Annotated in this window: 21 protein-coding genes, 3 tRNA genes and 4 rRNA genes; 13 read left to right on the forward strand and 15 right to left on the reverse strand. The window is 56.4% G+C overall.

From position 1 onward, the window contains the following. Positions 1 to 28: 28 nt before the first annotated feature. From rsmB to def, 3 genes are read right to left on the reverse strand one after another with little or no spacing between them, the layout of a single operon-like run. Positions 29 to 1,315, reverse strand: coding sequence for a 16S rRNA (cytosine(967)-C(5))-methyltransferase RsmB (rsmB, locus tag C1N84_RS01615; RefSeq protein WP_127834653.1), 1,287 nt, complete (start codon positions 1,313 to 1,315; stop codon positions 29 to 31). A gap of 45 nt (positions 1,316 to 1,360) precedes the next feature. Then, a complete protein-coding gene (fmt, locus tag C1N84_RS01620) occupies positions 1,361 to 2,305 on the reverse strand; it encodes a methionyl-tRNA formyltransferase (protein WP_058759898.1) in 945 nt (314 codons plus the stop codon). A gap of 21 nt (positions 2,306 to 2,326) precedes the next feature. Continuing rightward, positions 2,327 to 2,839, reverse strand: coding sequence for a peptide deformylase (gene def, locus C1N84_RS01625; protein ID WP_021508231.1), 513 nt, complete (start codon positions 2,837 to 2,839; stop codon positions 2,327 to 2,329). Positions 2,840 to 2,954: 115 nt separating this feature from the next. On the opposite strand from def, the gene dprA reads away from it, so the two are divergent. From dprA to C1N84_RS01655, 6 genes are read left to right on the forward strand one after another with little or no spacing between them, the layout of a single operon-like run. After that, entirely contained in the window at positions 2,955 to 4,079 is a 1,125-nt protein-coding gene (dprA, locus tag C1N84_RS01630) for a DNA-protecting protein DprA (protein WP_211727109.1), read from the forward strand. Beyond that, a complete protein-coding gene (smg, locus tag C1N84_RS01635) occupies positions 4,051 to 4,524 on the forward strand; it encodes a DUF494 family protein Smg (RefSeq protein WP_031279836.1) in 474 nt (157 codons plus the stop codon). The genes dprA and smg overlap by 29 nt, the downstream gene beginning before the upstream one ends. A 24-nt stretch (positions 4,525 to 4,548) precedes the next feature. Further along, complete coding sequence (locus C1N84_RS01640; RefSeq protein ID WP_264441913.1) at positions 4,549 to 5,097, forward strand: DNA topoisomerase family protein; 549 nt, start codon at positions 4,549 to 4,551, stop codon at positions 5,095 to 5,097. A 2-nt stretch (positions 5,098 to 5,099) separates the two neighbouring features. After that, positions 5,100 to 5,675 (forward strand): L-threonylcarbamoyladenylate synthase type 1 TsaC, encoded by a 576-nt coding sequence (gene tsaC / locus C1N84_RS01645; protein ID WP_264441914.1) that lies wholly within the window; start codon positions 5,100 to 5,102, stop codon positions 5,673 to 5,675. Positions 5,676 to 5,677: 2 nt separating this feature from the next. Beyond that, positions 5,678 to 6,496: a shikimate dehydrogenase gene (gene aroE / locus C1N84_RS01650; RefSeq protein WP_104094136.1), complete on the forward strand. Its 819-nt coding sequence runs from the start codon at positions 5,678 to 5,680 to the stop codon at positions 6,494 to 6,496. After that, entirely contained in the window at positions 6,493 to 6,741 is a 249-nt protein-coding gene (locus C1N84_RS01655; protein WP_058759902.1) for a DUF1488 family protein, read from the forward strand. Before aroE ends, C1N84_RS01655 begins: the two co-directional genes overlap by 4 nt. On the opposite strand, the gene C1N84_RS01660 is transcribed toward C1N84_RS01655, so the two are convergent. Then, positions 6,717 to 7,271: a gamma carbonic anhydrase family protein gene (locus C1N84_RS01660; protein ID WP_058759903.1), complete on the reverse strand. Its 555-nt coding sequence runs from the start codon at positions 7,269 to 7,271 to the stop codon at positions 6,717 to 6,719. The two genes, C1N84_RS01655 and C1N84_RS01660, sit on opposite strands and share 25 nt — an antisense overlap. Before the next feature lie 494 nt (positions 7,272 to 7,765). Between C1N84_RS01660 and C1N84_RS01665 the strand changes: the two genes are divergently transcribed. From C1N84_RS01665 to rrf (C1N84_RS01695), 7 genes are all read left to right on the forward strand, one after another. Beyond that, positions 7,766 to 9,307: ribosomal RNA gene (locus C1N84_RS01665) — 16S ribosomal RNA — on the forward strand. 74 nt (positions 9,308 to 9,381) lie between these two features. Next, positions 9,382 to 9,458, forward strand: a tRNA-Ile gene (locus C1N84_RS01670). A gap of 144 nt (positions 9,459 to 9,602) precedes the next feature. Continuing rightward, positions 9,603 to 9,678: transfer RNA gene (locus C1N84_RS01675), tRNA-Ala, on the forward strand. Positions 9,679 to 9,877: 199 nt separating this feature from the next. After that, a 23S ribosomal RNA gene (locus tag C1N84_RS01680) occupies positions 9,878 to 12,783 on the forward strand. 197 nt (positions 12,784 to 12,980) lie between these two features. Further along, a 5S ribosomal RNA gene (rrf, locus tag C1N84_RS01685) occupies positions 12,981 to 13,096 on the forward strand. A 14-nt stretch (positions 13,097 to 13,110) separates the two neighbouring features. Next, positions 13,111 to 13,186: transfer RNA gene (locus C1N84_RS01690), tRNA-Thr, on the forward strand. A 32-nt stretch (positions 13,187 to 13,218) separates the two neighbouring features. Then, positions 13,219 to 13,334: ribosomal RNA gene (rrf, locus tag C1N84_RS01695) — 5S ribosomal RNA — on the forward strand. Together the 16S, 23S and 5S rRNA genes with 3 tRNA genes alongside form the textbook arrangement of a ribosomal RNA operon. A gap of 152 nt (positions 13,335 to 13,486) precedes the next feature. Here rrf (C1N84_RS01695) and C1N84_RS01700 read toward each other — a convergent pair. The 11 genes from C1N84_RS01700 to accC form a co-directional block, all read right to left on the reverse strand. Then, on the reverse strand, positions 13,487 to 14,248 hold the full coding sequence (locus C1N84_RS01700; RefSeq protein ID WP_058759889.1) for an amino acid ABC transporter ATP-binding protein: 762 nt from the start codon (positions 14,246 to 14,248) through the stop codon (positions 13,487 to 13,489). Between the two features lie 8 nt (positions 14,249 to 14,256). Next, positions 14,257 to 15,357, reverse strand: coding sequence for an amino acid ABC transporter permease (locus tag C1N84_RS01705; RefSeq protein WP_058781108.1), 1,101 nt, complete (start codon positions 15,355 to 15,357; stop codon positions 14,257 to 14,259). A gap of 15 nt (positions 15,358 to 15,372) precedes the next feature. Further along, complete coding sequence (locus tag C1N84_RS01710) at positions 15,373 to 16,551, reverse strand: amino acid ABC transporter permease (protein ID WP_021508165.1); 1,179 nt, start codon at positions 16,549 to 16,551, stop codon at positions 15,373 to 15,375. 66 nt (positions 16,552 to 16,617) lie between these two features. Beyond that, positions 16,618 to 17,643, reverse strand: a complete 1,026-nt coding sequence (locus C1N84_RS01715) for an amino acid ABC transporter substrate-binding protein (RefSeq protein WP_058759887.1) — start codon at positions 17,641 to 17,643, stop codon at positions 16,618 to 16,620. Between the two features lie 537 nt (positions 17,644 to 18,180). Next, positions 18,181 to 18,477 (reverse strand): DNA-binding transcriptional regulator Fis, encoded by a 297-nt coding sequence (gene fis, locus C1N84_RS01720; protein ID WP_003855228.1) that lies wholly within the window; start codon positions 18,475 to 18,477, stop codon positions 18,181 to 18,183. Between the two features lie 24 nt (positions 18,478 to 18,501). After that, on the reverse strand, positions 18,502 to 19,467 hold the full coding sequence (gene dusB / locus C1N84_RS01725; RefSeq protein WP_040679767.1) for a tRNA dihydrouridine synthase DusB: 966 nt from the start codon (positions 19,465 to 19,467) through the stop codon (positions 18,502 to 18,504). A 308-nt stretch (positions 19,468 to 19,775) separates the two neighbouring features. Then, positions 19,776 to 20,504 carry a carbonic anhydrase gene (locus tag C1N84_RS01730; protein ID WP_031279827.1) on the reverse strand — a complete coding sequence of 243 codons (729 nt, stop codon included), beginning with the start codon at positions 20,502 to 20,504 and terminating at the stop codon, positions 19,776 to 19,778. Between the two features lie 195 nt (positions 20,505 to 20,699). Further along, positions 20,700 to 21,581, reverse strand: coding sequence for a 50S ribosomal protein L11 methyltransferase (gene prmA, locus C1N84_RS01735; RefSeq protein WP_264441915.1), 882 nt, complete (start codon positions 21,579 to 21,581; stop codon positions 20,700 to 20,702). 12 nt (positions 21,582 to 21,593) lie between these two features. Continuing rightward, positions 21,594 to 23,039, reverse strand: a complete 1,446-nt coding sequence (gene panF / locus C1N84_RS01740; RefSeq protein ID WP_264441916.1) for a sodium/pantothenate symporter — start codon at positions 23,037 to 23,039, stop codon at positions 21,594 to 21,596. Next, on the reverse strand, positions 23,029 to 23,271 hold the full coding sequence (locus C1N84_RS01745) for a YhdT family protein (RefSeq protein WP_104093875.1): 243 nt from the start codon (positions 23,269 to 23,271) through the stop codon (positions 23,029 to 23,031). Before C1N84_RS01745 ends, panF begins: the two co-directional genes overlap by 11 nt. A gap of 71 nt (positions 23,272 to 23,342) precedes the next feature. Next, positions 23,343 to 24,692 (reverse strand): acetyl-CoA carboxylase biotin carboxylase subunit, encoded by a 1,350-nt coding sequence (gene accC / locus C1N84_RS01750; RefSeq protein WP_021508158.1) that lies wholly within the window; start codon positions 24,690 to 24,692, stop codon positions 23,343 to 23,345. Between the last annotated feature and the right edge of the window lies 1 nt (position 24,693).

Genomic DNA, 24,693 nt, shown 5'->3' on the forward strand with positions numbered 1-24,693 from the left:
TACGTTGCTCTTGTCACTGTGCGCTGCACTATTTTTTCATCAGCTTAGCGTAGAAGAAACCGTCGCCGCCATCGATGGCAGGGAAAACCTGCCAGCCGTTAAGTTGCCCCTGTGGCAATGCCTGCGGCACCGCATCGTCATGCGTCGCGAGGAAAGCCTCGATCTGCTGCTGGTTCTCCTGCGGCAGCACTGAGCAGGTGGCATAAAGCAGCGTACCGCCCGATTTCAGGCGCGGCCAGATGGCCGCCAGAATCTCACGCTGTAGCGCGGCGAGTTCGTCAATATCGCGATCGCGGCGTAGCCATTTGATATCCGGATGGCGTCGAATAACGCCGGTGGCCGAGCAGGGCGCATCCAGCAGGATGCGGTCGAATTGCTGCTCGTCGCACCAGGCCGCTGGCGTGCGGCCATCGCCCTGACGCACGTCAGCCTGCATCCCCAGACGCTGCAGGTTTTCCGTCACGCGCGACAGGCGCTGCGCATCGATATCCACCGCCATCACGCGGGCCTGTGGCGCAATTTCGAGAATATGGGTGGTTTTGCCGCCGGGCGCAGCGCACAGGTCGAGAATGGTTTCGCCGTTTTCCGGCGCCAGCAGCAGGGCACAACGCTGAGCAGAGAGATCCTGCACCGTCACCCAGCCCTGCTCAAAGCCTGGCAGCTGACTGACCGGAGCCGGTGCTTCAAGACGCAGCGCATCCGGCGCGTCAGCACTAAACGCATTTTGATTCTGCTGGGTTAATAACGCCAGCCAGGCGTCACGGCTGTGATGCTGACGATTCACGCGCAGCCACATTGGCGGTCGCTGATTGTTTGCTTCCACAATTTGCTGCCACTGCTCTGGCCACGCGGTCTGCAGCCGTTTCAGCAGCCAGCCCGGATGCCAGTAGCGCTGCGGGCCCTGATTTACCTCCGCCAGCAGTGCGTCCTGCTGGCGCTGGAACTGACGCAGCACGCCGTTAAGCAAGCCTTTCAGATTTGCCCGCTTCAGTGCTTCAGCCCCGGCCACGGTTTCTGCCAGCGCGGCGTGCGGCGGAACGCGGGTATACAGCAGCTGATACAGGCCCACCATGATCAGATAGTGCAGTACGCGCTGTTTGCCGGTTAACGGCCGCGCCATCAGCTTATTAATCAACGCTTCCAGCTGCGGCAGCGTGCGCGTCACGCCAAAACACAACTCCTGCAGCAGCGCGCCATCGTTGTTTGCCAGCGTTTTTTGCGCAGCGGGCAGAATCGCGCTCAGCGATTCCCCTTTATCCACCACGCGTTCAATCAGTTGCGCGGCAAGGCTGCGCAGGTTGGTCGCTTTTTTCATATTCATTCATCAAACAAAAAGCCCGGCGGAGACCGGGCTGGAGAATCAGGCCAGAACGGTGCCGGGTGTAAACCATTCACGACGCGAATTGAGCAGATCCTGCGCCGCCATGGCTTTTTTGCCGGCAGGCTGCAGTGAGAGCAGATTCAGCACGCCGTCAGCGGTCGCGATCTGGATGCCGTGTTTGTCAGCCTGCAGAATTTCTCCCGGCTGGGCGCTGCGGTGCGGTAATACGCTGGCCTGCCAGACTTTGACCGGCTGATCGTCGATGAGGAAATAACTCACCGGCCACGGATTGAAGGCGCGAATGCACCGTTCCAGCTGAACAGCGGAGAGCGACCAGTCAAGACGAGCCTCTTCTTTGCTGAGCTTTTCCGCGTAAGTTACCAGGGTCTCATCCTGCACTTCGGGCTGCGCGCTGCCGGCGGCCAGCAGACTGAGCGTGGTCAGCATCCCCTGCGGGCCCAGTTGCGCCAGCTTGTCGTACAGCGATGCGCTGGTATCGTCGGCATTAATCGGGCAGGTTATTTTGTGCAGCATATCGCCGGTATCCAGACCCACGTCCATCTGCATGATGGTCACACCGGTTTCGTTATCGCCGGCCCACAGTGAGCGCTGAATCGGCGCCGCACCGCGCCAGCGCGGCAGCAGCGAGCCGTGTACGTTGATGCAGCCAAGGCGCGGCATCGTCAGCACCGCCTGAGGCAGGATCAGACCATAAGCGACCACCACCATCACATCGGCCTGTAGCCCGGCAACCAGCTGCTGATTCTCTTCCGGCTTCAGGGACTTTGGCTGAAACACGGGAATATCATGCGCCTGAGCCAGCACTTTTACCGGGCCCGGCGTGAGTTTGTTGCCACGTCCGGCAGGGCGGTCGGGCTGAGTAAAGACGCCAACCACCTGATGCTCAGAAGCAAGCAGCGCGTCGAGATGACGCGCTGCGAAGTCAGGAGTACCGGCAAAGATGATTTTTAACGGTGCAGACACAGTTCAACCTTCTGTTCGCTCTCAGGATGCGCGCGCATTCTGGCGGGCCAGTTTTTCCAGTTTCTGTTTAATACGCTGACGCTTCAGCGGCGACAGATAATCAATAAACAGTTTACCGTCAAGATGGTCGATCTCATGCTGAATGCAGATCGCCAGCAGACCGTCAGTTTCCAGCTCGAAGCTGTTACCGTCGCGATCCAGCGCGCGCACTTTGACCCGCTCGGCACGCGGCACAAACGCCCGCTGTTCCGGGATCGACAGGCAACCCTCTTCGATACCGGTTTCGCCGCTTTTTTCCAGCAGCTCCGGGTTAATCAGCACCAGGCGCTCTTCGCGGCTTTCAGAAACATCAATCACGATGATGCGCTGGTGAATATCCACCTGCGTCGCCGCCAGACCAATGCCTTCTTCGGCGTACATGGTCTCAAACATATCGTCGACAATACGCTGAACGTCAGCATTCACAGCCGCAACGGGTGCAGCAATTTTGCGAAGGCGATCGTCAGGGAAATGTAATACCTGCAAAACTGACATAAATATCCAGATCTGTATGCGTTAAAGAAAAGATTACTGCCTCATATTGTAGACTTTTTAGGGCCTGATTGACAGCATTGTGCCGCATCAGAGCACGGCTGACAGGGAGCGCAGCATGGAACGCAGTGAAAGGATTATCAGGCTGACTTACGTCTGGGGTTTAAGCGGTGAGCGCGCCCGTCAGTTCATCATGGCGCTTCTGGCCGCCAGCCACATTGACGACGCGTGGCTGCAGCAGCACGGGCTGGACGACACGCAGCGGCAGCAGTTTCTCGCCCTCTGTCCACGCCAGCTGGAAAAAACGCAGCGCTGGCTGCAACAGGCGCAACATCATCTGATCGCCTGCAGCGATGCACATTATCCCGCCCGGCTGCGGGAAATCAGCCGCTATCCGGCTGCCCTTTATATAGCGGGTGACCTCTCTGCACTCGCGACACCGCAGCTGGCGGTGGTCGGCAGTCGTCACTGTTCACCGTATGGCAGAGAATGGGGCAGCTGGTTTACCCAGCAGCTGGCGCTAAGCGGTTTGACCATCACCAGCGGGCTGGCGCGCGGTATTGATGGCGTGGCGCATCGTGCCGCGCTGGAAGTGCAGGGCAAAACCCTGGCCGTGCTGGGCAGCGGGCTGAATCATCTCTATCCGAAAAGCCATCAGCCGCTGGCACAGGAGATTATCGCCAACGGCGGCGCGCTGGTTTCAGAACTGCCGCTGTCAATGGCGCCCCATGCGGTAAATTTTCCGCGGCGTAATCGTATTATCAGTGGCCTGAGTCATGGCGTGCTGGTGGTTGAAGCGTCACTGAAGAGTGGCTCGCTGGTAACGGCGCGGTATGCGCTGGAACAAAACCGTAACGTGTATGCGCTGCCTGGCGCGCTGGGTAATCCTGGCTGTGAAGGCACGCACTGGCTGATTCAGCAGGGTGCGCTGCTGGTGGCGCATCCCAACAATATCCTTGAGGATTTGCATTCTGCCCTGCAATGGTTGCCGGCCAGCATCTCAGAAACAATATATTCACAACTCAGTGATGATGTGCCATTGCCATTTCCCAGCGTGTTGGCTAACGTAGGTGATGAGGTTACACCTGTTGACGTCGTCGCTGAACGTGCCGGCCAACCTGTGCCAGTTATCGCAGCGCAATTGCTGGAGCTGGAGTTAGCAGGATGGATCGCAGCTGTACCCGGCGGCTATGTCCGATTGAGGAGGGCATGCCATGTTCGACGTACTTATGTACTTGTTTGAGACGTATATCCACAACGAGGCTGAAATGCGCGTTGACCAGGATAAATTGACCGATGACTTAACCGATGCCGGTTTTCATCGCGAAGATATCTACAATGCGTTGAATTGGCTTGAGCGGTTAGCGGATTATCAGGATGGCCTGGTCGCGCCAGTGTTGCTGGCTAACGACCCGCTCTCCATGCGAATCTACACGGAAGAAGAGAGCCAGCGTTTAGATGCCGAGTGTCGTGGTTTTATTCTGTTCCTGGAGCAAATCCAGGTGCTGAATATGGAAACGCGCGAAATGGTCATCGAACGGGTTATGGCGCTTGATACGCTGGAATTCGATCTGGAAGATCTCAAATGGGTGGTGCTGATGGTGCTGTTTAACATCCCCGGGTGTGAAAATGCCTATCAGCAGATGGAAGAACTGTTATTCGACGTCAATGAAGGTATGCTGCATTAATTTGCGATTAATGCATTCGGTAATATGAGTAAACCAGCACTATTTACCGTGCGTAAACACGATCCCTGCCCCGCCTGCGGGGCAGAATTAGTGATACGTGCCGGCAAACACGGGCCTTTTCTCGGCTGTGTTAATTATCCAACCTGCGACTATATTCGCCCGCTGAAAAGTCAGGGTGATGGCCATATTGTCAAAGTGCTGGAAGGTCATGCCTGCCCGCAGTGTGGTGCGGACAAAGTGCTGCGCCAGGGGCGATTCGGCATGTTTGTCGGCTGTAGCCACTATCCGGAGTGTGATTACACGGAAACCATCGATAAGCCGGACGAAACCGCAATTGCCTGTCCGCAGTGCGCCAGCGGCAAGCTGGTGCAGCGCCGTTCACGCTATGGCAAAACCTTCCATGCCTGCGATCGATATCCCGACTGCCAGTTCGCGATCAACGCCACGCCGCTGGAAGGTGTCTGCCCCCATTGCCAGTTCCCGTTATTAATAGAAAAGAAAACCGCACAGGGCATGAAGCGCTTCTGCGCCAGCAAACGCTGCAGTAAGCCCATCGCCCAGGATGAAGAGTGATCATGAACCAGAGCCAGCATGCACCCGGAAGCCTCGACTTCTGCATCGAACAACTTCAGCAACAGCAAGTGATTGCTTACCCTACCGAAGCCGTATTCGGCCTTGGCTGCGATCCGGACAGCGAAAGCGCGGTGATGGCCCTGCTGGCACTGAAACAGCGCCCGGTGGAAAAGGGTTTGATCCTGATCGCCGCTGATTATGCGCAGCTCGAGCCTTATATTGCCGATCGCGAACTCACCGTGCTGCAGCGCGAACGTATGTTTGCCAGCTGGCCGGGTCCGGTCACCTATGTGGTGCCTGCTTCGCCGCATACGCCGCGCTGGTTAACCGGCCGCTTTGATTCGCTGGCGATTCGCGTCAGCGATCATCCGAAGGTTCAGGCGCTGTGTCGCGGATTTGGCAAGCCGCTGGTCTCAACCAGCGCGAATTTAACCGGTCAGCCGCCGTGCCGCAGCGCCGCCGAAGTGGCAGAGCAGTTTGGCTCGCAGTTCCCGGTGTTGCAGGCGGCCACCGGCGGTCGCCTGAATCCTTCTGAAATCCGCGATGCTATTAGCGGTGAACTCATTCGTCAGGGCTGATTATGGAAAAGTTTGCCGTTTTTGGTCATCCCATCGCCCACAGCAAATCTCCGTTTATTCACGCCGCTTTTGCTGAGCAGACCGGTATTGAACATCCCTACGGACGCATCTGCGCACCGCTGGAAGGGTTCCCGCAGGCGATAGAGGCGTTTTTTGCGGCTGGTGGCAAAGGCGCCAATGTTACGCTGCCGTTTAAACAGCAGGCATGGGAATTCGCGGATGAGCTCAGCGAACGCGCGGCATTATCCGGCGCGGTAAATACCTTAAAGAAGCGAGCCGATGGTTCGATTCTGGGTGATAACACGGACGGCATCGGCCTGCTGAGCGATCTGCAACGGCTGCAGCTGATCCGGCCGGGCGATCGTATTCTGCTGGTGGGCGCGGGCGGCGCGGCGCGTGGGGTGATCCTGCCGCTGCTCTCGACGGGCTGCGCGCTGGTGGTGGTTAACCGCACGCCGGAACGCGCGCAACAGCTGGCTGAGCTATTCCAGCACAGTGGGGCGATCCAGGCGATGAGCTTTGATCAACTGGCCGGCGAACGTTTTGATCTGATCATCAATGCCACCTCCAGCGGCGTAGCGGGCGACGTGCCGCCGCTGCCGGTTACGCTGATTGATGCGCAGGTGCGCTGTTACGACATGTTTTATCAGCAGGGGCTGACGCCATTTCTGGCGTGGTGCCAGCAGCACGGCACACAGCAGCTGGCGGATGGACTCGGCATGCTGGTGGGTCAGGCGGCGCATGCGTTTCAGCTGTGGCATGGCGTTATGCCGGAGATCGCGCCGGTCATCGATCAACTTAAACAGGCGATGCAGGCATGAATCAGGCTATCCAGTTTCCCGATCGGGAAAGCTGGGACGCAGTCCGGCAGGCGGTGCTGTTCCCGGTCTTGGTGAATGGTATGGGACTGACCTGCGCAATATCGCTGCCGGCGCTGCAGCAGCGCTTTGGTGCCGGAGAGGCGATGGCGCTGTTTAGCGCGCATCGCTGGGATCTGGAGGAAGAGGCCGAGCAGCTGCTCCGGGCGGAGCAGGCCGACGATCAGGGCTGGCTGTGGCTGCCCTGAGCCAGATATTCATCTTTCCAGCCGACATAATTACTGGCCGAATAAAGCAGTCCGGCTATTTCCGCTTCGCTTAGCGGCCGAATCTGCTTCACCGGGCTGCCTAAATAGAGATAGCCGCTTTGCAGGCGTTTACCGGGTGGCACCAGGCTGCCGGCGCCAATCATCACCTCATCTTCGACGATCGCGCCATCCAGCAGGATCGAGCCCATACCCACCAGCACGCGGTTGCCAATGGTGCAGCCGTGCAGCATTGCTTTATGGCCCACCGTCACGTCTTCACCGATGATCAATGGAAAGCCATCGGGATTACTGCTGGATTTATGCGTAACGTGCAGCACGCTGCCATCCTGGATATTGCTGCGTTTACCAATCACCACTTTATTCACGTCACCGCGGATTGCTACCAGTGGCCAGATGCTGACATCATCAGCCAGCTCGACTTCGCCAACGACCACGCTGCTGCTATCCACCATCACACGTTCGCCGGTGTGGGGAATATGTTGCTTATAAGGGCGCAGGGCTACAGACATTCTATTTCTCCTTTTCTGATGTTTCCCGCTAGCCTGCGGCTTCCGGTGCGGGTAAACAAGCTGATTTTTGCGCGGATCGCTCGCGATCGCAGCGAAAAGAGTGAAAACTCGCCAGTCGATAAAAAAGATCGAAAAAAGGGGTTGTGCAAAAAATCCGGATCCCTATAATGCGCCACCACTGAGACGGCAAAGCGGCAACGCAGGCGGCTCAGCAGGGCGTGAAGCGATTCACCCCGCCGGAGAAAAACGCTGAAAAAAGTGTTTGACTCTGAAGGAGGAAAGCGTAATATACGCCACCTCGCGACAGCAGGCCGAACGCCGCGTCGCACCGCTCTTTAACAATTTATCAGACAATCTGTGTGGGCACTCGCAGGATTGATATCACAAGCCTACGGGCTTTAAAAAATATCAAGTCTTTGCTGAGTGAACACGTAATTCATTACGAAGTTTAATTCACAGAGCATCGCTGCACTCGTTGCAGCAAATCAAACTTTAAATTGAAGAGTTTGATCATGGCTCAGATTGAACGCTGGCGGCAGGCCTAACACATGCAAGTCGAACGGCAGCACAGAAGAGCTTGCTCTTTGGGTGGCGAGTGGCGGACGGGTGAGTAATGTCTGGGAAACTGCCCGATGGAGGGGGATAACTACTGGAAACGGTAGCTAATACCGCATAACGTCGCGAGACCAAAGTGGGGGACCTTCGGGCCTCACACCATCGGATGTGCCCAGATGGGATTAGCTAGTAGGTGGGGTAATGGCTCACCTAGGCGACGATCCCTAGCTGGTCTGAGAGGATGACCAGCCACACTGGAACTGAGACACGGTCCAGACTCCTACGGGAGGCAGCAGTGGGGAATATTGCACAATGGGCGCAAGCCTGATGCAGCCATGCCGCGTGTATGAAGAAGGCCTTCGGGTTGTAAAGTACTTTCAGCGGGGAGGAAGGCGGTGAGGTTAATAACCTTGCCGATTGACGTTACCCGCAGAAGAAGCACCGGCTAACTCCGTGCCAGCAGCCGCGGTAATACGGAGGGTGCAAGCGTTAATCGGAATTACTGGGCGTAAAGCGCACGCAGGCGGTCTGTTAAGTCAGATGTGAAATCCCCGGGCTTAACCTGGGAACTGCATTTGAAACTGGCAGGCTTGAGTCTCGTAGAGGGGGGTAGAATTCCAGGTGTAGCGGTGAAATGCGTAGAGATCTGGAGGAATACCGGTGGCGAAGGCGGCCCCCTGGACGAAGACTGACGCTCAGGTGCGAAAGCGTGGGGAGCAAACAGGATTAGATACCCTGGTAGTCCACGCCGTAAACGATGTCGACTTGGAGGTTGTGCCCTTGAGGCGTGGCTTCCGGAGCTAACGCGTTAAGTCGACCGCCTGGGGAGTACGGCCGCAAGGTTAAAACTCAAATGAATTGACGGGGGCCCGCACAAGCGGTGGAGCATGTGGTTTAATTCGATGCAACGCGAAGAACCTTACCTGGCCTTGACATCCAGAGAACTTAGCAGAGATGCTTTGGTGCCTTCGGGAACTCTGAGACAGGTGCTGCATGGCTGTCGTCAGCTCGTGTTGTGAAATGTTGGGTTAAGTCCCGCAACGAGCGCAACCCTTATCCTTTGTTGCCAGCGGTTCGGCCGGGAACTCAAAGGAGACTGCCGGTGATAAACCGGAGGAAGGTGGGGATGACGTCAAGTCATCATGGCCCTTACGGCCAGGGCTACACACGTGCTACAATGGCGCATACAAAGAGAAGCGACCTCGCGAGAGCAAGCGGACCTCATAAAGTGCGTCGTAGTCCGGATTGGAGTCTGCAACTCGACTCCATGAAGTCGGAATCGCTAGTAATCGTAGATCAGAATGCTACGGTGAATACGTTCCCGGGCCTTGTACACACCGCCCGTCACACCATGGGAGTGGGTTGCAAAAGAAGTAGGTAGCTTAACCTTCGGGAGGGCGCTTACCACTTTGTGATTCATGACTGGGGTGAAGTCGTAACAAGGTAACCGTAGGGGAACCTGCGGTTGGATCACCTCCTTACCTGAAGATACCTTCCCGCGAAGTGCTCACACAGATTGTCTGATAGAAAAGTAACGAGCAGAAAAAACCTCTACAGGCTTGTAGCTCAGGTGGTTAGAGCGCACCCCTGATAAGGGTGAGGTCGGTGGTTCAAGTCCACTCAGGCCTACCAGATTCGCACTCATGCGGCGTTATGCACTCGGTCGTTTACCCAAGTAAACTTCCCTCCTGCATGCCTTGCCTGAGCACGAATTGCCGTGGTTAAAACACGGAACTCCTGGTGAGTGGTAGTAGATGGTCTCTGCAGTGACTGTATGGGGCTATAGCTCAGCTGGGAGAGCGCCTGCCTTGCACGCAGGAGGTCAGCGGTTCGATCCCGCTTAGCTCCACCATTACAGTACTGAAACTTACTTCAGAGTATACCGGCGACGGTGTGCTGCGAAGTATTTGCTCTTTAACAATCCGGAACAAGCTGAAAATTTGAAACGACGCGTCGTGTTCATTCTCCGTAATAAGAATGAAATTTACGATGCGTTCGAGTCTCTCAAATGCTTGCAGTCCGCAGCGTTGCAAAACGCCTGTGGGTTGTGAGGTTAAGCGACTAAGCGTACACGGTGGATGCCCTGGCAGTCAGAGGCGATGAAGGACGTGCTAATCTGCGAAAAGCGACGGTAAGGTGATATGAACCGCTACAGCCGTCGATGTCCGAATGGGGAAACCCAGTGTGTTTCGACACACTATCGTTAACTGAATACATAGGTTAACGAGGCGAACCGGGGGAACTGAAACATCTAAGTACCCCGAGGAAAAGAAATCAACCGAGATTCCCCCAGTAGCGGCGAGCGAACGGGGAGCAGCCCAGGACCTGAATCAGCTTGTGCATCAGTGGAAGCGTCTGGAAAGTCGCGCGATACCGGGTGACAGCCCCGTACACGAAGATGCATGAGTTGTGAGTCCGACGAGTAGGGCGGGACACGTGGTATCCTGTCTGAATATGGGGGGACCATCCTCCAAGGCTAAATACTCCTGACTGACCGATAGTGAACCAGTACCGTGAGGGAAAGGCGAAAAGAACCCCGGCGAGGGGAGTGAAACAGAACCTGAAACCGTGTACGTACAAGCAGTGGGAGCCTACCTGTTAGGTGACTGCGTACCTTTTGTATAATGGGTCAGCGACTTATATTCTGTAGCAAGGTTAACCGCATAGGGGAGCCGAAGGGAAACCGAGTCTTAATTGGGCGTTAAGTTGCAGGGTATAGACCCGAAACCCGGTGATCTAGCCATGGGCAGGTTGAAGGTTGGGTAACACTAACTGGAGGACCGAACCGACTAATGTTGAAAAATTAGCGGATGACTTGTGGCTGGGGGTGAAAGGCCAATCAAACCGGGAGATAGCTGGTTCTCCCCGAAAGCTATTTAGGTAGCGCCTCGTGAACTCATCTCCGGGGGTAGAGCACTGTTTCGGCTAGGGGGCCATCCCGGCTTACCAACCCGATGCAAACTGCGAATACCGGAGAATGTTATCACGGGAGACACACGGCGGGTGCTAACGTCCGTCGTGAAGAGGGAAACAACCCAGACCGCCAGCTAAGGTCCCAAAGTCATGGTTAAGTGGGAAACGATGTGGGAAGGCACAGACAGCCAGGATGTTGGCTTAGAAGCAGCCATCATTTAAAGAAAGCGTAATAGCTCACTGGTCGAGTCGGCCTGCGCGGAAGATGTAACGGGGCTAAACCATGCACCGAAGCTGCGGCAGCGACACTATGTGTTGTTGGGTAGGGGAGCGTTCTGTAAGCCGCTGAAGGTGTGCTGTGAGGCATGCTGGAGGTATCAGAAGTGCGAATGCTGACATAAGTAACGATAAAGCGGGTGAAAAGCCCGCTCGCCGGAAGACCAAGGGTTCCTGTCCAACGTTAATCGGGGCAGGGTGAGTCGACCCCTAAGGCGAGGCTGAAAAGCGTAGTCGATGGGAAACAGGTTAATATTCCTGTACTTGGTGTTACTGCGAAGGGGGGACGGAGAAGGCTAGGTTATCCGGGCGACGGTTGTCCCGGTTTAAGCGTGCAGGTGTGAAGACCAGGCAAATCCGGTCTTCTTTAACACTGAGGCGTGATGACGAGCCGCTACGGCGGTGAAGTAACTGATGCCCTGCTTCCAGGAAAAGCCTCTAAGCTCCAGGTAACACGAAATCGTACCCCAAACCGACACAGGTGGTCAGGTAGAGAATACCAAGGCGCTTGAGAGAACTCGGGTGAAGGAACTAGGCAAAATGGTGCCGTAACTTCGGGAGAAGGCACGCTGGCGCGTAGGTGAAGGGACTTGCTCCCGGAGCCGAGGCCAGTCGAAGATACCAGCTGGCTGCAACTGTTTATTAAAAACACAGCACTGTGCAAACACGAAAGTGGACGTATACGGTGTGACGCCTGCCCGGTGCCGGAAGGTTAATTGATGGGGTTATCCGCAAGGAGAAGCTCTTGATCGAAGCCCCGGTAAACGGCGGCCGTAACTATAACGGTCCTAAGGTAGCGAAATTCCTTGTCGGGTAAGTTCCGACCTGCACGAATGGCGTAATGATGGCCAGGCTGTCTCCACCCGAGACTCAGTGAAATTGAAATCGCTGTGAAGATGCAGTGTACCCGCGGCAAGACGGAAAGACCCCGTGAACCTTTACTATAGCTTGACACTGAACATTGAGCCTTGATGTGTAGGATAGGTGGGAGGCTTTGAAGCGCGGACGCCAGTCTGCGTGGAGCCAACCTTGAAATACCACCCTTTAATGTTTGATGTTCTAACGTAGGCCCGTAATCCGGGCTGCGGACAGTGTCTGGTGGGTAGTTTGACTGGGGCGGTCTCCTCCCAAAGCGTAACGGAGGAGCACGAAGGTTGGCTAATCCTGGTCGGACATCAGGAGGTTAGTGCAATGGCATAAGCCAGCTTGACTGCGAGAGTGACGGCTCGAGCAGGTGCGAAAGCAGGTCATAGTGATCCGGTGGTTCTGAATGGAAGGGCCATCGCTCAACGGATAAAAGGTACTCCGGGGATAACAGGCTGATACCGCCCAAGAGTTCATATCGACGGCGGTGTTTGGCACCTCGATGTCGGCTCATCACATCCTGGGGCTGAAGTAGGTCCCAAGGGTACGGCTGTTCGCCGTTTAAAGTGGTACGCGAGCTGGGTTTAGAACGTCGTGAGACAGTTCGGTCCCTATCTGCCGTGGGCGCTGGAGAATTGAGGGGGGTTGCTCCTAGTACGAGAGGACCGGAGTGAACGCACCGCTGGTGTTCGGGTTGTCATGCCAATGGCACTGCCCGGTAGCTAAGTGCGGAAGAGATAAGTGCTGAAAGCATCTAAGCACGAAACTTGCCCCGAGATGAGTTCTCCCTGACCCTTTAAGGGTCCTGAAGGGACGTTGAAGACGACGACGTTGATAGGCCGGGTGTGTAAGCGCAGCGATGCGTTGAGCTAACCGGTACTAATGACCCGTGAGGCTTAACCTTACAACGCCAGAGGCGTTTTGGTCTGAGAGACAGAAAGAATTTTCAGCTTTGTTCACCGGATTACGTCCAGTGGGTTTTGTGCTGTGACAAGGCGGCACGCGAGACGACGTGAAGGAGCATACAGAAGTATGTGACTGAGCGGCGCGAGCGGGGCAACGCAGTCAGAGCGCGAAAGACGCGGACGAAAACAGAATTTGCCTGGCGGCAACAGCGCGGTGGTCCCACCTGACCCCATGCCGAACTCAGAAGTGAAACGCCGTAGCGCCGATGGTAGTGTGGGGCCTCCCCATGCGAGAGTAGGGAACTGCCAGGCATCAAATTTAGTGTGCTGATATGGCTCAGTTGGTAGAGCGCACCCTTGGTAAGGGTGAGGTCCCCAGTTCGACTCTGGGTATCAGCACCAGTTATGGCATGAGTTCGGTTTAAAAGAATTTGCCTGGCGGCAACAGCGCGGTGGTCCCACCTGACCCCATGCCGAACTCAGAAGTGAAACGCCGTAGCGCCGATGGTAGTGTGGGGTCTCCCCATGCGAGAGTAGGGAACTGCCAGGCATCAAACACGAAAGCCCTGAACATCTGTTCAGGGCTTTTTTGTTTTCTGCCATGACCTTTATCGCAATAAAAACCCTCAATAAAATCCACAGGCATAAAAAAAGCCCCTGCCATGCTGGCAAGGGCTGAATGATGCGGCGAATCGTGTTCGCTTAGTGGATAACCTGCGACAGAAACGCCCGGGTCCGCTCGGATTTCGGATTCGCAAAGAACTCCTCCGGCGGCGCCATCTCCACTATTTCACCGCGATCCATGAAGATCACCCGATCGGCAACCGTACGCGCAAAGCCCATCTCATGCGTCACACACAGCATCGTCATCCCGTCTTCCGCCAGACCGATCATGGTATCCAGCACCTCTTTAACCATCTCAGGATCGAGCGCGGAGGTGGGCTCATCGAATAACATAATCTTCGGCTTCATACACAGCGAACGGGCGATGGCCACGCGCTGCTGCTGTCCGCCAGAGAGCTGCCCGGGAAACTTATGGGCATGCTCAGCAATGCGCACGCGCTGCAGATAGTGCATCGCCAGCTCTTCGGCCTCTTTCTTTGGCATCTTGCGTACCCACATCGGTGCCAGCGTGCAGTTCTGCAGAACGGTCAGATGCGGGAAGAGATTGAAGTGCTGAAATACCATGCCGACTTCAGTGCGCACGCGTTCAATATTGCGCACATCATCATTCAGGTGGATGCCGTCTACGACAATCCGTCCCTGCTGATGCTCTTCCAGATGGTTGATGCAGCGAATGGTGGTGGATTTACCGGAACCCGAAGGGCCGCACAGCACGATACGCTCGCGCGGTTTCACCTGCAGGTTGATATCTTTCAGCACGTGGAATTGACCGTACCATTTGTTCACGTTTTCGAGCGTAATCATCATGGCGTTAGCCGCCGTTGTCATTGTTTGTGTCATGTAAAACCTCAGTGCGATTTACGCCCGGTGTGGAAGCGCTTCTCCAGATACTGGCTATAGCGCGACATGCTAAAACAGAAAATCCAGTAAACCAGTGCAGCGAAGACATAGCCTTCGGTCGACATACCCAACCATGTAGGGTCGACGGTTGCCTGCTGCACGCTACTGAACAGATCGAACAGGCCGATGATGATCACCAGGCTGGTATCTTTAAACAGCGCGATGATGGTGTTCACCAGACCGGGAATGGTCAGCTTGAGCGCCTGCGGTAAAATCACCAGCGCCTGGGTTTTCCAGTAGCCGAGCGCCAGCGACTCTGCCGCTTCGTACTGGCCTTTAGGCAGGGCCTGCAGCCCGCCACGTACCACTTCGGCGACATACGCCGACTGGAACAGGATCACGCCAACCAGCGCACGCACCAGTTTGTCTATCGTGGTGCCTTCCGCCATAAACAGCGGCAGCATCACTGAAGACATGAACAGTACGGTAATCAGCGGTACGCCACGCCAGAACTCAATGAAAATCACCGACAGGGTGCGCACCACCGGCATTTTAGAGCGACGGCCCAGCGCCAGCAGAATGCCGAGCGGCAGCGCCCCGGCAATGCCGACAGATGCGATAATCAGCGTCAGCGTCAGGCCGCCCCACTGGCGCGTTTCCACGCGGTCCAGCCCGAAATAGCCGCCATACAGCAGCAGCCAGACGACGACCGGATAGAGCACCGCCCAGCAGGCGATATAGCGGCCGCGGCGCGGCATGGATTTGATAAACATCGGCACAATCGACAGCAGGCCAATCACCAGCGCCAGATTGATGCGCCAGCGCAGCTCATGCGGATAGAGCCCGTACATGAACTGGCCAAAGCGCGCGTGGATAAAGACCCAGCAGGCGCCCGCTTTCGTACAGTCCGCTCGGGTTTCGCCAATCCAGTTAGCCTGGAAGATCAACCAGTTCAGCGCCGGCGGGATAACGCTCCAGATAATCCACAGGCTGAGTAACGTGAGCAGCGTATTCAGCCAGCTGGAGAACAGGTTTTTACGCGCCCAGAGCCAGGCTTTACCCAGTGGATTGCCCGACACCGGCGGCGTTTCGTGTGTGGTCACAGACATAATGGTTCCGTTCTCTTAACGCTCAACCAGCGCAATTTTGCGGTTATAGAGGTTCATCAGCAGCGAAATGAGCAGACTGATAATCAGATAAACCGCCATGGTGATGGCAATGGTTTCAATTGCCTGGCCGGTCTGATTCAGTACGGTGCCGGCAAACAGCGACACCATATCCGGATAGCCTATCGCGGCCGCCAGCGAGGAGTTTTTTACGATGTTAAGGTACTGGCTGGTGAGCGGCGGGATAATCACGCGCATCGCCTGCGGAATGATCACCTGACGCAGCGTAACCGGGTTGGGCAGCCCGAGCGAACGTGCTGCTTCGCTCTGACCATGCGGTACTGACTGAATCCCGGCGCGAATCACCTCAGCAATAAAGGAAGAGGTGTAGATCGACAGTGCCAGCGTCAGCGCTGCCAGTTCCGGAATCATGGCAAAGCCACCGCGGAAGTTGAAACCGCGCAGCTCGGGCACATCCCAGTGCGTGGCGGCACCAAACAGCGTATGGGCGATCAGCGGCAGCAGCACAATTAAACCGGCCGCCGCGGGCCAGGTGCGGCGCAGCTGACCGGTTTTCAGCTGATGCTTGCGGTTGAAGCGGAACAGCGCGGCGCTGGCGGCGATGGCAATCGCCAGCGCGATCAGGAATGGCCAGGTGCCGGGCGCATACTCCGGCCACGGTATATACAGACCGCGGTTGCTGACAAAAGCCAGATCGAACGCGTTCAGCGCCTGACGCGGGCCCGGCAGATTGCGCAGCACGGCAAAGTACCAGAAGAAGATTTGCAGCAGCGGCGGGATATTACGGAACGTCTCGATATAAATGGTCGACAGCTTGCGCAGCAGCCAGTTATCCGACAGGCGCGCCAGACCGATGGCGAAGCCGAGGATGGAGGCGAAGACAATACAGAGCGCGGAGACCAGCAGGGTGTTGGTTAACCCGACCATAAACACGCGCGCGTAGGTATCGCCTTCGCTGTAATCGATCAGATGCTGGACGATGCCGAAACCGGCGTTGCGCTCAAGAAAGCCAAAGCCGGAGGTGATACCGCGATTGGCAAGGTTGATCACCGTGTTGTGGATCAGATAACCCACCACAGCAAACACCGCCACAATCGCGACAATCTGGTAAAGCCAGGCGCGAACCGTAGGATTACCGAACGAAAAATCCCTTTTCACGGTTGGGCGTTGCGACATGTTAAAACCTCAGTGAAGAATACGCGTGGGCACCGCAGGATGCGGTGCCCGACTGGCAGGAGACAATTAACGCACTGGTGGAGCGTACTGGATGCCGCCCTGGTTCCAGAGCGCATTCTGGCCGCGTGCAATTTTCAGCGCGCTGTCTTTACCAACGTTACGATCGAACACTTCCTGATAGTTGCCAACCTGCTTGATGATGTTGTACGCCCACTTGTTGTCGAGCTTAAGGTCTTTACCGAAATCACCTTCTGCGCCCAGCAGGTGTGCCATATCTGGCGTGGTTGGTTTCGCCGCCATCTCATCAACGTTCTTCGAGCTGATGCCCATCTCTTCCGCATTCAGCATGGCGAACAGCGACCATTTCACGATGGTGAACCAGTCATCATCACCGCGACGGACGACCGGGCCCAGCGGCTCTTTCGAAATCACTTCTGGCAGTACGATAAAGTCATCCGGCTTGCCCAGCTTGATGCGCAGCGCATACAGCTGTGACTGGTCAGAAGAGAGGGTATCGCAGCGGCCGCTATCCAGCGCTTTAGCAGACTCATCAGAGCGGTCGAAGGTGACCGGCGTGTACTGCATTTTGTTAGCTTTAAAGTAGTCGGCCACGTTCAGCTCGGTATCGGTACCGGCCTGGATACACACGGTGGCACCATCCAGCTCTTTGGCACTTTTCAGACCGGCTTTCTTATGGGTCAGGAAGCCGATGCCGTCATAATAGTTTACGCCGGCGAACAGGAAGCCCATGCCGCCATCACGTGATGAGGTCCAGGTGGTGTTACGCGACAGGATATCCACCTCGCCTGACTGCAGCGCAGTGAAGCGTTCTTTAGCGGTCAGCGGGGTGTATTTTACTTTGCTGGCATCGCCGAAGACCGCAGCAGCAGCGGCGCGGCACACGTCAACATCGATACCGGTGAATTTGCCGCTGGCGTCAGCGTAGGAGAACCCTGGCAGACCATCGCTGATACCGCACTGTATAAACCCTTTCTTCTTAATGGCGTCCAGCGTGGTGCCTGCGTGCGCCTGCTGGGTCACGGCGAACAGCGAGGCGGCAGCAATCAGGGTGGAAAGCATCATCTTTTTCATAAAGCATCCTGTGTGGCGAGATCGTGTGTTGTTATGTTTGCGCGCACTTTACTGTGCGCTTATTTCTTTCTGTGGCGTTTAGCCATCCACGACACTGCAAAGCTGATGCCAGGTTTGCAGAATCCTGAATTCACTGGAAAGATCTTTTAATAAACGGACGTATCCGGAAAGTTGTCGCTACTATCGCGCACCAAAAGGCAGCATGACGAGTCGCCACGATCACAAATAGTGCAAAAAGTTTCACTATATGGAAGCAGTGTGAGCTAACGCTCATGAACAGGTGTACGGCAAAGTGGAATTACCGCTGAAGCGGTTCAGGATCACAAACAAAGCGGGCTGAGGGGCGATCGGAAGGATTTTTTCTGCGCAAAAACAGGGCAGGGCAGCGGCCCTGAGAGAGATGAGCTATCACGCCGGCGATTGCAACTATCGTTACCATTTTGACGATAATCGTTTCACGCGGTGTTAACGCACAAACAGCAGCAACAAAAACGCCAGCCCAAAGGCTGGCGTTATCGCAGCAAGGAACCAGAACGCTTAGTTCATGCCGTATTTTTTCAGCTTCTTACGCAGCGTACCGCGGTTGATGCCCATCATCAGGGCAGCGCGGGTCTGGTTGCCACGGGTATACTGCATCACCATGTCCAACAGAGGCTGCTCGACTTCAGCCAGTACCAGCTCATACAGGTCACTTACATCCTGACCGTTCAGTTGAGCAAAATAGTTCTTCAGTGCCTGTTTAACCGAATCACGCAGAGGCTTTTGCGTCACCTGATCCTGTGAGTTAACGGTAGAAACGGTCAGTACGTCAGAATTTACGCGTTGTTCGAACATAGTTCTTTCAGCTCTTTATTTCGTTTACGCAAGATTTTCGAAGTATGCCTCCAACGCCTCCAGCTGTTCGCTGGCATCCTCTATGGCGTTGAATGTGCGCCGAAACTGGTCGTCAGGGGCACTTTCCTGCAAATACCAGGAAACGTGTTTTCGGGCAATACGGTATCCCTTGCGCTGACCGTAAAAGTCGTGCAGCTCCCGTATGTGTCCAATCAGCATATGCTTCACTTCAGCCAGCGGCTTCGGTGCCAGCAGCTCCCCTGTGTCCAGATAATGCTGGATTTCCCGGAAGATCCACGGTCTTCCCTGAGCAGCGCGTCCCACCATCAGAGCATCGGCTCCGGTGTAGTCGAGCACTGCCCTGGCTTTGTGCGGGTCAGTAATGTCACCATTCGCGATAATCGGAATAGCGACGCTCTGCTTAACTGTCCGAATGCTGTCGTATTCAGCTTGCCCTTCAAACAAACAGGCGCGCGTGCGGCCATGAATGGTCAGGGCCTGAATACCACAGCGTTCAGCCAATTGGGCAATCTCTACACAATTACGATTTTCTTTGTCCCAGCCGGTGCGAATCTTCAGCGTAACCGGTACATCGACTGCGTTCACCACCGCACGGAGGATTGACTCCACCAGCTGCGGATGCTGCAGCAGCGCTGAACCTGCCATCTTACGATTCACTTTTTTAGCCGGGCAGCCCATGTTGATGTCGATAACCTGTGCACCGGACGCAACATTAATGCGCGCGGCGGCGGCCATCTCATCGGGATCGCAACCCGCAATTTGCACGGCGCGAATACCGGGCTCGTCACTATGCACCATACGCAAACGCGATTTGTCACTGGCCCAGACTTCCGGGTTCGATGACAGCATCTCGGAGACAGTCATACCGGCGCCGTTGTCATAACACAGAGTGCGAAATGGCTTGTCGGATACTCCGGCCATAGGCGCAGCGATGAGTCGATTACGTAGCTGGTGATGTCCAATGCGCATGAAAAAGAAGTGACCCTAACTGTTCGCAAGGCGGCGTATATTACGCATTTTTTCCGGAAGATGAAAGGCCAAACTTTGAACAATTCGCCGTTTAAGATCAGGGAAATGGGGCTTAGCAGCGGGGTATTAGTCATTACTTGTTTAAATTCAGTGTATTACAAAAATACGCTGAAATTGTGAGCAAAAGTTTTTCCAAAAATATGCGCTGAATCACAACATAAAAACCGCCACTTCCGCGAATCGGCAAGAGAAATGGCGGTGATTTGATTGAAAAGTGAACGCTTTATTTACGTTTGGTGAGTATTTCGTTACTCAACCACCAGCCGGCCATTGAGCGGCTGCACCGGGCGGCTGTTACCGTGTTCACCCAGCACCGCGCTAAAGGCCTGCAACTGCTGTGCGGAAGCCGTTACCGGTTGCTTCATCACCAGCCAGCGCACGCCTTCACTGCACGGTGGCGTGGTGAGTGAACCGCTGAAGCGGTAGTAACGGCGATCGGCGGGTAGCAGTGGCGTAATATCGACATCCTGCTGCAGCGTAGCCGGCTGATTGACCTGCGCCGGCAGCGTATCCAGCAGCGTCGTCAGCACCGGATTTGCCGCACCGGCTTCGAACATCACCCCGATCACCGCCAGCTGCTGCTGCTCGTCACTGAATACAAAGTGGCCCTCAAGCGGATAGCGTTTGCCGTCGATCAGGTTTTCGCTCGGGGTGTGGAAGTGAAACTGCTTCAGCGTGAAGGTCTCGCCGTCCAGCGTCAGCGTATCGCCCTGCTGCAGGTTGATCTGCACGGTGTGGCCGTTGTTAACAATGGCGGCCTGGCGCGCCTGCAGTTCCAGCGTCAGCGCCGGCAGACTGGCATGCAGCGCCTGGCGAATATCAATCGGCGACTGATTCACGCCCTGCTTGCAGACGTGAAAATCAGGGGACAGGTCGCCCCACTGCTGTGGCTGAGCATAATCCCAGGCGGCAGCCTGAACGTGAGCAAAAGGCGCTGCTGCCAGCAGCAGAGCGATCAGTGTGTGTTTGCTTTTCATCATCATTTATTCACTAAGCGATATATCAGTGTTATGTGCCGCGCACGGCACGGTTAACAGGGATAGCGCTATCGCCTGGTGCAGCAGTCTACTGATTTCAATGTAAAGAAACGGCAGGAAAACGGGGCTGGCGGGGATTTGAGACAGGTCTCAGGCGGGGAAAATCGGGCCAGCAGTCGCTGGCCCATGCGTCGGTTAGCGGCGCACGCCAGTGATGCGACACCACTCTTCTTTTTCCGCCACGGCGTCCAGCGCAAAGCGCTCCGCATAGGCTTCACACACGCTTTCCGCCTGGCTGGCCAGCACGCCGGACAGGCCGAGATGGCCGCCGGCTTTCGGCAGCACGCCAATCAGCGGCGCCAGTTCGCGCAGCGGACCGGCGAGGATATTGGCGACCACCACATCCGCCTGCAGGTTTTCCGGCTGCTGGTGCGGCAGATACAGCGACAGGCGGTCGGCCACGCCGTTGCGCTCCGCGTTATCGCGGCTGGCCTGGATCGCCTGCGGATCGATATCAATGCCGATCGCCTGAGCTGCGCCGAGTTTCAGCGCGGCGATGGCCAGAATGCCGGAGCCACAGCCGAAATCGATCACCGTTTTGCCCTGCAGATCGAGACCATCCAGCCAGCTCAGACACAGCGACGTGGTGGGATGGGTGCCGGTACCAAAGGCCAGACCGGGATCAAGCATCACGTTGACTGCATCCGGATCCGGCACGTCGCGCCAGCTTGGGCAGATCCACAGGCGTTCACCGAAGCGCATCGGATGGAAGTTATCCATCCATTCGCGCTCCCAGTCTTTATCCTCGATCTGTTCGATCTTATGGCGGAAACCCGATCCCAGCAGCGGATGCTGGCTCAGTTCAGCCACAACATCATCCATGGCGGTTTCCGCGTCGAACAGGCCAATCACATCGGTATCGCCCCACAGGCGGGTTTCACCGGGCAGCGGCTCATATACCGGGTTGTCGTGCGTGTCCTGAAAGGTGACTGACACCGCACCGGCGTCCATCAGCGCATCACTGAGGGTTTCGGCGTGCTCGCCGGTGCTGTTAATTTTGATTTGAATCCATGGCATAGCGTTTCTCTTTTATTCCAGGGCAGCATCGCGTGCGTCAGGCGCGCTGCCGAACATATTACCTACCAGGAAGGCCAGCAGGCTTAATGTCAACGATGGCACGATAGGGTGAAAGCCCCACAGTTCGATTTTCAGGCTGGCAAGCAGCGTATAACATCCGGCTCCCACCAGCATGCTACTGATGGCGCCCGCCGCATTGGCGCGCTCCCAGTACAGTCCCAGCACCAGCGGCCACAGAAAGACCGCTTCAAGGCCACCGAACGCCAGCAGGTTGAGCCAGATAATCATATCTGGCGGATTCCAGGCCGCCAGCAGCAGCAGCAGGCCGAGCACAAAGGTGATGGTGCCGGAGAGCAGCCGCAGACGCGCCTCGTTCTCGCTGTGCTGCGGCGCGATACGCAGGTAAAGATCTTTGATCAGCGTAGCGGACGATTGCAGCAGCTGCGCGTTAATCGTCGACATGATCGCCGCCATTGGCGCCGCGAGGAACACGCCAGCCGCCATCGGTGGCAGCACGGTGATCATCAGCGTCGGGATCACGCGATCCGGAATCGCCAGATCCGGCAGTACCGCGCGGCCGAGTGCGCCGGCCAGATGCATGCCGAGCATCAGGATCACCACCACGATGGTGCCAAGGATGATACCGCGGTGTAGCGCTTTGCTGTCTTTGTAGGAAATACAGCGCACGGCGGTATGCGGCAGCCCAATCACGCCAAAGCACACCAGCACGGCAAACGAGCTGAGGAAGGTCGGATTGATGACGTTGCCGACGCCTTCCGGTGACACCAGCTGCGGATCAATGCTGCGCAGTTTGGTGACCGCCGTTTCCAGTCCACCTGCCTGATGGATGACGGCAAACAGTAGCAGGAAGGTGCCAATCAGCATCACCAGCCCTTGCATGGCATCGTTGAGCACGCTGGCGCGAAAGCCGCCAAACGCGGTATACAGCGCGATGGTGCCGCCAAAAATCAGCAGCCCGGTGTCATAAGGAATACCGGCGGCCGTCTCCAGCAGGCGCGCGCCGCCGATGAACTGTACCGTCATGGCACCAATAAACGCCACCAGCAGGCTGATACTGGCCAGCCAGATGAGCAGCGGGCTGCGGTAGCGGCCATACAGCATGTCGTTGAGCGTCACCGCGTTGTAGCGTCGTGCCAGAATCGCGAATTTTTTGCCCAGCACGCCGAGCGACAGCCAGACCGCCGGCACCTGAATCATCGCCAGCAGTACCCAGCCCAGCCCGTATTTATACGCCGCGCCCGGCCCACCAATAAATGAGCTGGCGCTGATGTAAGTGGTGGTGATGGTCATCGCCAGCACAAAACCGCCCATCGAGCGACTGCCGAGAAAATACTCACTCAGAAAGTTGCCCTGACGCTGCTTGCGCATGGCAAACACTGACAGCCCGGCGATCACCACCAGATAGGCCAGCAGTGGCAGAATGATTTCAGTTTCCATCGTGGTCCTCCAGAGACATATCGCGGAACACCACGCGCACCATCAGCCAGCACAGGCCGATGAACAGCACGGGCGCGAACACGCAGGAGAACTCAAACCAGCGCGGTAAGCCGGTGATACCGCTTTGTGTGCCGCCGAGCCAGGCGGACACGCCCCAGACGGCGAGGTACGCCAGCGTCAGGTACAGCGACCAGCGCGCCTCTTTGTTAGCTTGCAAAAAACGCCCATCCATCATGCAACCTCAAAGGCAACAAAAATGAAAAAGGCCGGTTTAACCGGCCTCTGCATTGCTCTGCGCTGCGCTTACTTCTCGTGCAGGCCGAGTTTCTTCTCCAGATAGTGGATGTTAGTACCACCCTGCTGGAAGTTTTCGTCGGTCATGATGCGCATCTGCAGATCGACGTTAGTCTTGATGCCGTCGATGATCAGTTCCGCCAGCGCATTTTTCATGCGCGCGATAGCCACGTCACGGTTTTCGCCGTAGGTGATCAGCTTACCAATCATTGAGTCGTAATACGGCGGCACGCTGTAGCCGGCATAGATGTGCGATTCCCAGCGCACGCCAAAACCGCCTGGCGCGTGGAAACGGGTGATCTTGCCCGGGCTCGGCAGGAAGGTGTTCGGGTCTTCGGCGTTGATACGGCACTCGACCGCATGACCGCGCACCACCACATCTTCCTGTTTGATTGACAGCGGCTGACCGGCAGCAATACGCAGCTGCTCTTTGATCAGGTCGACGCCGGTGATCATCTCGGTGACCGGATGTTCCACCTGAATACGGGTGTTCATCTCGATGAAGTAGAACTCACCGTTTTCATACAGGAACTCGAACGTACCGGCACCGCGATAGCCGATCTCCACGCAGGCGTTAGAGCAGCGCTCGCCGATGTAGCGACGCAGTTCTGGCGTGATGCCCGGTGCTGGTGCTTCTTCGACCACTTTCTGGTGGCGGCGCTGCATGGAGCAGTCACGTTCGGCCAGATAGATGGCGTTGCCCTGACCATCGGCCAGAACCTGAATCTCGATGTGGCGTGGATTCTCGAGGAATTTCTCCATGTACACCATGTCGTTGTTGAAAGCCGCTTTGGCTTCCGCTTTCGTCATGTTGATGGACTGCTCAAGATCCTTGTCGCTGCGTACAACGCGCATACCGCGACCGCCGCCGCCGCCAGAGGCTTTGATGATCACCGGATAGCCGATGCGCTTAGCGATGGCACGGTTTTTCTCCATGTCGTCGGTCAGCGAACCGTCAGAGCCTGGTACGGTCGGTACGCCGGCTTTTTTCATCGCGTTGATTGCTGACACTTTGTCGCCCATCAGGCGAATGGTGTCGGCTTTCGGACCGATGAAGATAAAGCCAGAGCGTTCAACCTGCTCGGCGAAATCGGCGTTCTCAGAAAGGAAGCCGTAGCCCGGGTGGATCGCAACCGCGCCGGTGATTTCGGCGGCGGAGATCAGCGCCGGGATATTAAGATAACTTTTGACCGACTGCGCCGGGCCGATGCAGACGGTTTCGTCCGCCAGCAGCACGTGCTTCAGATCGCGGTCTGCCGTGGAGTGAACCGCCACAGTCTTGATGCCCAGTTCTTTACAGGCACGCAGAATGCGCAGCGCAATCTCACCACGGTTAGCAATGACAATTTTATCCAGCATG

This window comes from Pantoea sp. SGAir0418 (genome assembly GCF_043529865.1).